Annotated in this window: 4 protein-coding genes; 2 read left to right on the forward strand and 2 right to left on the reverse strand. The window is 67.9% G+C overall.

Going from position 1 to position 2,103, the window contains the following annotated elements:
• Nucleotides 1-137: 137 nt before the first annotated feature.
• Nucleotides 138-860: a cytochrome c biogenesis protein CcdA gene (locus AX737_RS00740; protein ID WP_003596964.1), complete on the forward strand. Its 723-nt coding sequence runs from the start codon at nt 138-140 to the stop codon at nt 858-860.
• A gap of 127 nt (nt 861-987) precedes the next feature.
• Here the strand turns inward: AX737_RS00740 and AX737_RS00745 are convergent, their stop codons facing one another.
• Nucleotides 988-1,311, reverse strand: a complete 324-nt coding sequence (locus AX737_RS00745; RefSeq protein WP_003596966.1) for a YnfA family protein — start codon at nt 1,309-1,311, stop codon at nt 988-990.
• A gap of 90 nt (nt 1,312-1,401) precedes the next feature.
• Entirely contained in the window at nt 1,402-1,614 is a 213-nt protein-coding gene (locus tag AX737_RS00750; protein WP_158022301.1) for an efflux RND transporter permease subunit, read from the reverse strand.
• A gap of 35 nt (nt 1,615-1,649) precedes the next feature.
• Between AX737_RS00750 and AX737_RS00755 the strand changes: the two genes are divergently transcribed.
• On the forward strand, nt 1,650-1,832 hold the full coding sequence (locus AX737_RS00755; protein ID WP_017484334.1) for a hypothetical protein: 183 nt from the start codon (nt 1,650-1,652) through the stop codon (nt 1,830-1,832).
• The last annotated feature ends 271 nt before the right edge of the window (nt 1,833-2,103 follow it).

A 2,103-nucleotide genomic window follows, 5' to 3' on the forward strand; every position in this document is an offset into this window, starting at 1 on the left:
GGGGTGCGGCGGCACGCAAGCCGCCGGGGCCCGGCGGGACCGAGGCGGAGCGCCAACGCCTTCTCAAGATCTTCGCCGCGGCCGGGGCCGGTCAGGAGTGACGATCCTGCGTCCATCATTCCGCCGGGGCTGAACCGATGGCCATCGACGCCTCAAGCGTGGGCTTCCTGGCGGCCTTCGCGGCCGGCGCCGTGTCGTTCCTATCGCCCTGCGTGCTGCCCCTCGTTCCGGGCTACGTGTCGTACGTCGCGGGGCAGTCGGCCGCCGGCGAGCGCGACAGCCTGCGCACGCTCGGCCTGAGCCTTTGCTTCGTGCTCGGGTTCACGACCGTCTTCGTCGCGTTCGGCGCGGGGGCGAGCGCGCTCGGCTTCGCCCTGCTCGCCCATCGCGAGGCGCTGAACCTCGCCTCGGGCTTGCTGGTGATCCTGTTCGGCCTGTTCACGGCCGGTCTGCTGCGGCCCGCCTGGCTGCAGCGTGAGCTGCGCTGGCACGGCGATCCGCCGGGTCAGGGGCCCGTCGCCGCCTATCTCCTCGGAACGGCCTTCGCCTTCGGATGGACCCCATGCATCGGTCCCGTCCTCGGTGCCATCCTGGCAGTCACGGCCTCCTCGGCCGCGGGCAAGGGCGTCGCCCTGCTCACCGTCTACTCGCTCGGGCTTGGCGTGCCGTTCGTGGCGGCGGCCCTTTTCCTGTCAGGCTTCGTCGCGCGCCTTCGGACCCTACGCTGGTTCGGTCGTGCGCTTCAGCTCGTCGGCGGGGGCGTGATGGTGGCGATGGGGCTGCTGATGGTGACCGACCGCATGAGCGCCGTGGCTTCCCTCCTCGTGGAGGCCTTCCCCGTGCTTGGGCGGATCGGTTGAGGCATGGTCCTCCGCAGGCGTGCTGTTGAGCATGCGACTGCAGGCTGCCACGAGCGTGAGCCGACCCTTGTTGAAGAACAAGATTCGGCACTATCCTGGGTAAGCCGCGCGCATCGCCGCGAGGGCCTCAGGGGCGTGGGCCGAACAGGATCACCGTCATGCCGACGAGGCAGATCGCACCGCCCGTAACGTCCCATCGGTCCGGACGGTAGCCTTCCGCACCCCATAGCCAGAGGATGGCCGCCACGATGTAGATGCCTCCGTAGGCCGCATAAGCCCTGCCTGCCGCCTCGCTCTCGACTAAGGTAAGCAGGTAGGCGAAGAGCGCAAGCGATGCCATGCCGGGGAGCAACCAGAGGGGTGATCTGTCCAGGCGCAGCCAGGCCCAGAACGCGAAGCATCCAACGATTTCGGCGAGGGCCGCGCCCGCATAGGCGAGGAAGGTCGTCATTTCTGAGTGGTCTCGTTGCTCTTGAAGTCTGTCAAGCTTGCAATGCGAGGTCCGCGATCCTGATAGGACTGCCGCTGGTTCGCGTGGTGCTCACGGATACTGTTCGGCGACCTGCCGGAACAGAGCGGCGCCACCGTCGTCCTCGTCATGGCTGACCGGCGCCGTGGCGCGGGCGCCGCCGAAGCGCGCATAGAGGGCCGGAAGTACGACCAGGGTCAGCATGGTGGCGCTGATCAAGCCGCGGATGAACACGGTCGCGAGCGGCTTCTGGACCTCCGTGCCGGTCCCCGCCGCCAGCGTCACCGGGACGAACCCGAGCGAGGGCAACAAGCGCGGTCATGGCGTCCTTCAGGATGGCGATCAGCGCCGGCACGAAGGTCAGCGACAGGACGAAGGCGGCAACGAGCGCGATGATGACGGTCGGCGCCATCGGCTCGAACATCTTGCCCTCGACCCTGGCCACGCCCGGCACGGTCTTGATCTGCGGCCGGACGATCCATTCCTGGAAGGTCCGCAGGTAGGCGGCCTTCTCCAGCTCCGTCCTCAGCCCCAGTCCCTCAGGTGTCAGGTATCTGTCGTCCGATTGCCAGCCCGGTTCGCCTAAACACGACGCCTTCCACGCGTCGGGCGCCGTGTAGCGCACGGTCCACATGAATATCTCGTCGAGGCCGGTCATGATCGGCCCCATATGAGGCTGGAATTCGGACGGCCGCCCCTCGCGCGCCTCGCCTAGGCGCTCCACCAACTGGCGGCGGGCGAAGTAGACCTTGACCTGTCTCTTATACACATCTC

It is taken from the genome of Methylobacterium sp. CCH5-D2, assembly GCF_001556475.1.
GTDB lineage: Bacteria > Pseudomonadota > Alphaproteobacteria > Rhizobiales > Beijerinckiaceae > Methylobacterium > Methylobacterium hispanicum.